Genomic DNA, 6,502 nt, shown 5'->3' on the forward strand with positions numbered 1-6,502 from the left:
CCGCAGGGTGGCACCGCCCACCGCGTCGAGGGCGTTGGCGAGGTTGCTGAGCAGCTTGCCGTACTTCCACCGCATCACGTCGCCCCGGTCGAACCGCAGCCGACGGCCGCCGGTCCGCCGGCCGGGACGTCGGGGACGAGGAGCAGCAGTGCGCGAGTTCAGCCTTCCGGCCCTGTACGAGGTTGCGCCGGGTGACCGGCTCACGGATGTCCTCGACCGCAACGCGGCGTCGGGGCCCGATGACGTGGTGATCGCGCGCCGGACGCCCGAGGGCGGCTGGCAGGACGTCACCAGCACCGCCTTCGTGGCGGAGGTGCGCACGGTGGCGAAGGGCCTGGTCGCTTCCGGTGTACGGCCGGGCGACCGGGTCGCGCTGATGTCGCGCACCCGTTACGAGTGGACCCTGCTGGACTTCGCGATCTGGTACGCGGGCGCCGTGGGCGTCCCGGTCTACGAGACGAGTTCCGCGGAGCAGGTCCGCTGGATCCTGCAGGACTCGGCGGCGGTCGGCGTGGTCGTGGAGCACGCGGCCCACCGTGAGGCAGTGGAGGCCCTCCGGGGCGACCTCCCCGAGCTGCGGTTGCTGCTGACCATCGACGGGGAGGCCGGGGCCGGGGGCGCGGTCGCGGAGCTGACCGAGGCCGGGGCGTCGGTCTCCGACGACGAGCTCACCACCGCGCGCGACACGGTGACCGCCGACAGCCCGGCGACCCTCATCTACACCTCGGGCACCACCGGCCGGCCCAAGGGCTGCGTCCTGACCCACCGCGCGTTCCTCGCCGACGCGGGCAACGTCGTGGCCGCGCTGCCGCCGCTGTTCAACGGCCAGGACCGGTCGGTGCTGCTGTTCCTCCCGCTCGCGCACGTCTTCGCCCGGCTGGTGCAGGTGGCCGCGGTCTTCGCCCCGATCCGGCTCGGTCACACCAGTGACATCGCCACGCTCACCGACGACCTGTCGTCGTTCCGCCCCACGCTGCTGCTCGCGGTGCCCCGGGTCTTCGAGAAGGTGTACAACAGCGCCCGCGCCAAGGCGCGCGAGGGCGGCAAGGGCCGCATCTTCGACTCGGCGGCCGACACCGCGATCGAGTGGAGCCGTGGCCTGTCCGCCGGACAGAAGCCGGGTCTGGGGCTGAAGCTGCGGCACGGGCTGTACGACAAGCTGGTCTACGGCAAGCTTCGCGCCGCGCTGGGCGGTCGGGCGGAGTACGCCATCTCCGGCGGTGCCGCGCTCGGCGTCCGGCTCGGCCACTTCTACCGCGGTATCGGCTTCACCGTCCTGGAGGGCTACGGCCTGACGGAGACGTGCGCGCCGACCGCCTTCAACCCGTGGGACGCACCGCGCATCGGCACGGTCGGTCGCCCGCTGCCGGGCTCCACGGTCCGCATCGCCGAGGACGGCGAGGTGCTGCTGCGGGGCGAGCACCTCTTCGACCGCTACTGGAACAACGAGAAGGCCACCGCCGAGGCCAAGGCCGACGGCTGGTACCACACCGGCGACCTCGGCTCGCTCGACGACGACGGTTACCTGTCGATCACCGGGCGCAAGAAGGAGATCCTGGTGACGGCCGGAGGCAAGAACGTCGCCCCGGCGGTGATCGAGGACCGCATCCGGGCACACGCGCTGGTCGCCGAGTGCATGGTGGTCGGCGACGCCCGGCCGTTCGTGGGCGCGCTGATCACGCTCGACGAGGAGTTCCTTCCCCGCTGGGCCGCCGAGAACGGCAAGGACATCTCGGACCGCGAGGCGCTGCTGCGCGACGCGGACCTGCTCGCCACCGTGCAGGACGCCGTCGACCAGGGCAACGCCGCGGTCTCGCGCGCGGAGTCGGTGCGCAAGTTCCGTCTGCTCCCGACGCAGTTCAGCGAGGAGACGGGCCACCTCACGCCGTCCATGAAGCTGAAGCGGCATGTCGTCGCCCGGGACTTCGCCGCCGAGATCGACGCGCTGTACGGCTCCTGACCCTCCCTGCCGCCGTGCCACCGGCCGGTCCGCGCCCTCGGGGCGGGGCCGGCCGGTGGCACGTCCGGGGTGCGGGGCATCGTCCGGAGCCGCCCCGGAACGTGTTGGAGACCCCGCGTCGGACCGCTCGCGGCGTCGGATGCGGTCAGCCGCACGGCGGAGGGGCGCCCTCATACCGGATCGCACTCGGGCGTTCCTGACAACGCGGCGGACGGCCGTAGCCGGCGCCGCGGGCCCGGCGTGCGTCTGCCACACGCGCTCAGAGCAGCTCGCGCAGCCGTTCCGCGATCAGGTCCCAGCGCCACTTCTCCTCGACCCACTCACGGCCGCGCTCGCCCATGCGGCGCCGCAGCTCCGGGTCGCCCAGCAGGGTCACCACCCGTTCCGCCGTCTCCGCGGCGGCGGTCGGCGCGCCACCGCGGACCACCCAGCCCGTCTCGCCGTCCAGCACCGCGTCGGGAGCGCCGCCGGAGTCACCTCCGACGACCGGCAGTCCGGTGGCGGACGCTTCCAGGTAGACGATCCCGAGACCCTCCACGTCCAGCCCGCCGCGCCGGGTCCGGCACGGCATGGCGAAGACGTCGCCCGCGCCGTAGTGCGCGGGGAGTTCGGACCAGGGCACGGAGCCGGTGAAGCGGACGGAGTCGGCGACGCCCTCGGAGACGGCGAGCTTCCGCAGTTCCGGCAGGTACGGCCCACCGCCGACCACCAGCAGCACCGCCTCCGGCAGTTCGGACAGCACCCGGGGCATGGCTCTGATGAGGGTGTCCTGGCCCTTGCGGGGCACGATCCGCGAGACGCAGACCACGACGGGGCGGTCCGTCAGCCCCAGCGAGGCGCGCAGTTCGGCACCGCCCGAGTCGGGGTGGAAGGTCTTCTCGTCCACACCGGGCGGAAGTTGCACCATCCGCCGCGCGGCGGATGGTGTCAGCGCCCCCGCCACGCGTGAGCGGGTGTACTCCCCCAGGTAGGTCAGGGTGTCGTTCGACTCCCCGATGCGGCGGAGCAGTTGCCGCGCCGCGGGCAGCTGGGCCCAGCCGGCCTCGTGGCCGTGGGTGGTGGCAACCAGGCGGCGCGCACCGGCGGACCGGAGGGCCGGGGCCATCAGACCGAGGGGGGCCGCCGCACCGAACCACACCGAGCGGCAGTCGTGGCGGCGCAGCAGCTCCTGGGCGCGGCGGGTGACCCGCGGGGTGGGCAGCAGCATGGTGGTGCGGTCGCGCACCACGGTGAAGGGCTGCTCCGCGTCGAACGCCGCGGTCGCCTCGGCGCCTTCGCGCCCGCGCTTCCAGGTGGAGGCGTAGACGACGATCCGCTCGGGGTCCATCCGCAGCGCCATGCTGTGCAGGAACGCCTGGATGCCGCCCGGCCGCGGCGGGAAGTCGTTGGTGACGATCAGGGTGCGGTCCATCGGGACGAGCCTAGCGGCTACCGGGTGCCCCGCCGTCCACTCCCGTACCGTCCGCACGTCGTGGCCCCGGTCGGACGGTGCAGGCGGGGGCGCGGCGGTCCCCGTGGCCGCCGTGGAAGGTCAGGGTCGGACGACGGCGCTGACGGGCATCATCCGTACCGGGTCGTAGCGCACCGAGGCGCCGGGGTAGGGCGCGTGGACGACCTGGCCGTCGCCGACGTAGAGCGCGACGTGGCTGGCGTCGTCACGGTAGATCACCAGGTCGCCGGGGCGGGCCTGTTCCAGCGCGACCCGGCGGCCGGCGCCGGCCTGGCCCTGGCTGGTGCGCGGCAGCGAGGCGCCGGCCTGGGCGTAGGCCCACTGGGTGAGGCCGGAGCAGTCGAAGCCGTGGGGACCTGTCGAACCCCAGACGTAGGGGCGACCCAGGGCCGCCCTGGCGGCACTCACAGCCGCGGCGGCGCGGCCCGACGGCGCGTCCGCGGCGGCGGAGGCGGGCCCGGGGCCCCCGTCGCGGTGCTCGCCGCGGGCGGCGCGCTCGCGCTCGCTGCGTTCCCGCTCGGCGCGTTCCTCGGCGGTGAGCCGGTTGAGTCGGTGCTGGGCGCGCCCCAGTTTGGCCTGGACCTCGCTCTTGCGGTCGGACAGCTCCGCCCGTCTCTCCTCTAGTTCGGCGAGGAGCGCCCCTGCCTCGGCCCGTTGCTGGTCCACCACCCGCTGGGCGGCGAGCAGTCCGTGGAGTTCACCGCGCTGCCGGTCGCCGACGCGGTCCAGGTGGGCCGCCCGGTCCAGGTAGCCGTCCGGGTCGTCCGCCAGCAGCAGGGCCAGCGCCGGGTCCAGGGAACCGGAACGGTAGTGCGCGGCGGCGGCGGAACCGATCGCGCGGCGCTGGTCGTTGACGCGCTGCTGGCTGCGGGCCAGCCGCTCCTGGCGTCGTTCGACCTCCTCCCCCAGCTGCGACACCCGCTCGTCCACCGCGTTGTGGGCCTCGACGGCGCGTTCGGCCTCGGCGAGGAGGTCGTCCACCCGCTCGCCCGCCGAGTTCACCGTCTCCGGTCCCGGGTCCGAGCCGGGCTGCGCGAGGACGGGGGTGACGCCGCCGACCAGTACGGCGGACGCGGCGGCGGTCAGCATGCCGGCCCGGGCGGCTCTGCCGCGGGAGGGAGGCACGCAGCCTCGGTTGGTGGGCACGGAGCGACGCTCTCCTCGGTCGGGGCACGGGAAGAGCAGAATGTAGTTGCGGCTCCGACTTCCGCCGCCCAGCGGCGCGCCCCGCCCTCTGACCGTGCTCCCGAACTCCGCCGCAGGTCAGTGCGGTCACGGAGGGCCCGCCGACGGCGCTCGGCACGGGTCGCACATTCACCTGTCCGGGGGAGCGCACGAACCCCCCGTCCCCGCCGGGGCGTTGCCGCACCTCCGAGACGGCGGCGGGGCGGCGGCTCACCGGTCTCCCGGTGAACCGCCGCCCCGTGGTGCCGAGGTGGCCGTGGCGTCAGGCGACGCGCACGCCGAACTGGAACGGCATGGAGTGCAGCGGCGCGTAGCTCACGGTGGAGCCGGTGCGCGGCGCGTGCAGGATCTGGCCGTTGCCGACGTAGATGCCGATGTGCGTCAAGCCGCCGTAGTAGAGCACGAGGTCGCCGGGCTGCAGGTTGTCGGCGGAGACCCGGGTGCCGGCGGCGGCCTGCGCCTGCGAGGTGCGGGGCAGCGAGATGCCCGCCTGCTTGTAGGCCCAGCCGGTGAGGCCGGAGCAGTCGAACGTCGTCGGGCCGGTGCTGCCGAAGACGTACGGCGAGCCGATCTTGCTCTGCGCCGCGGAGATGGCGCTCTGGGCGTAGGAGGACCCGCCGCCACCACCGCCGGGAGCGACCGAGGACCCGCCGCCGCTACTGCTGCCAGTGCTGCCACTGCTGGTGGACGGGGTGTCGGAGCGGCCGTCGCTGCGGCTGGCGCGGTCCGCCGCGGCCTCCGCCTCACGCTGGGCCGCGGCCTCCGCCTCGCGCTCCTCCGCGGCGATCGCGGCGCGCTCCTCCTCGGTCAGGCGGTTGAGCAGCTGCCGGGCCTCGGTCAGCTTGCCCTGGATCTCGTCCTTGCGCTCCTTGGCCTCGGCGCGACTCTCCTCCAGGGACTCGAGCTTGGCGCTGGCCTCGGCGCGCTGCTGGCCGAGGACGCGCTGCTTGGCCTCGATGTTGCGCAGCGCCTCGGCCTGCTTGCCGGTGATCTGGTCCAGCGTGGAGGCGCGGTCGAGGTAGCCGTCGGGGTCCGCGGAGAGGAAGAGCTGCACGGAGGGGGTCATGCCACCGTTGCGGTACTGGGCGGAGGCGACCGAACCGATGCTGTTGCGCAGCTCGTTCAGCTCCTCCTGACCCCGGGCGACCGACTCCTGGAGCTTGTCGGCCTCTTCCTGGAGGGTCTCGGCACGCTCGACCGCGCCGATGTACTCCTCGTTGATCGTCGCGGCCTCTTCGTGGAGCTCGTCGACGCGCTCCTTGACCTCGTCCTTGGACTGGTTGGGGGTCGCGCTCGCGCTGCCCTGGGAGGTGAGCGCGACGGTCGCAGCGGCAGCGGCACCGAAGAAGGACACACGGGCGCGGCTCGGCTGCTTGGGACGACGGTGGGACGCCACTGGGGCGATCTCCTTCTTCCTCAGCCGCCTGCCGGTTGCCCGGCCCCGCGCGTCTGCCGCGGATCGGCGGTTCCTCCGCGGCCACCCCGGATGAGTGAACAACCGCGCGGAGGTTCGACGCCAGACCATAGCGACATGGGAAACCCTCGTTCAAATCCCCCCGGGGATATTTTACCTACCCGGCACCACGCGCAGTCGAACCCGCACACTCCGTACACCACGAATGCCATGGAACCGGGGCAGTGGCGCACCGAACACGCTTTCCCGACAACGAACGTTCCGCCCGTTTCGTCTCGACTGCCGCGACTTGACAGACCGACGGCGGACGCGTGTGACCGAGCTCTCCTCCCGGGGCGTGGGGGACGCCCGGTACGACCGGCCGCGGGGCGGGTACAGGACACCGGCCCCGCGCCCCGGCCGACCCGGCGTCAGGCGCGCGCCAGCCGCCGCAACAGCATCACCGACGCCACCGGGCGCGCGGACCTCACCGGGGCGATCGCCGAGAAGGGCG

At 73.8% G+C, this 6,502-nt stretch carries 4 protein-coding genes and 1 pseudogene; 1 reads left to right on the forward strand and 4 read right to left on the reverse strand.

Annotated features, from left to right (window positions below; translation table 11 throughout):
* Window positions 1-204 (reverse strand): annotated as a pseudogene (locus tag HCJ92_RS25160) (hypothetical protein); the annotation flags it as partial.
* Here HCJ92_RS25160 and HCJ92_RS20840 point away from each other — a divergent pair.
* Window positions 149-1,960 carry an AMP-binding protein gene (locus HCJ92_RS20840; RefSeq protein WP_167935153.1) on the forward strand — a complete coding sequence of 604 codons (1,812 nt, stop codon included), beginning with the start codon at window positions 149-151 and terminating at the stop codon, window positions 1,958-1,960. The pseudogene HCJ92_RS25160 and the gene HCJ92_RS20840 sit on opposite strands and share 56 nt — an antisense overlap.
* A 259-nt stretch (window positions 1,961-2,219) precedes the next feature.
* On the opposite strand, the gene HCJ92_RS20845 is transcribed toward HCJ92_RS20840, so the two are convergent.
* From HCJ92_RS20845 to HCJ92_RS20855, 3 genes are all read right to left on the reverse strand, one after another.
* Window positions 2,220-3,371, reverse strand: a complete 1,152-nt coding sequence (locus HCJ92_RS20845) for a glycosyltransferase family 4 protein (protein WP_167935154.1) — start codon at window positions 3,369-3,371, stop codon at window positions 2,220-2,222.
* A gap of 120 nt (window positions 3,372-3,491) precedes the next feature.
* Entirely contained in the window at window positions 3,492-4,556 is a 1,065-nt protein-coding gene (locus tag HCJ92_RS20850) for a C40 family peptidase (protein WP_420824752.1), read from the reverse strand.
* A gap of 301 nt (window positions 4,557-4,857) precedes the next feature.
* Window positions 4,858-5,991, reverse strand: coding sequence for an NlpC/P60 family protein (locus tag HCJ92_RS20855; protein WP_167935155.1), 1,134 nt, complete (start codon window positions 5,989-5,991; stop codon window positions 4,858-4,860).
* Window positions 5,992-6,502 lie beyond the last annotated feature (511 nt).

It is taken from the genome of Streptomyces spiramenti, from assembly GCF_012034385.1.
In the GTDB taxonomy this organism is placed as follows: domain Bacteria; phylum Actinomycetota; class Actinomycetes; order Streptomycetales; family Streptomycetaceae; genus Streptomyces; species Streptomyces spiramenti.

Coding starts and splice junctions, on each gene's coding strand:
- HCJ92_RS20845 (WP_167935154.1), bottom strand. CDS start 3,371: ATGGACCGCACCCTGATCGTCACCAACGACTTCCCGCCGCGGCCGGGC.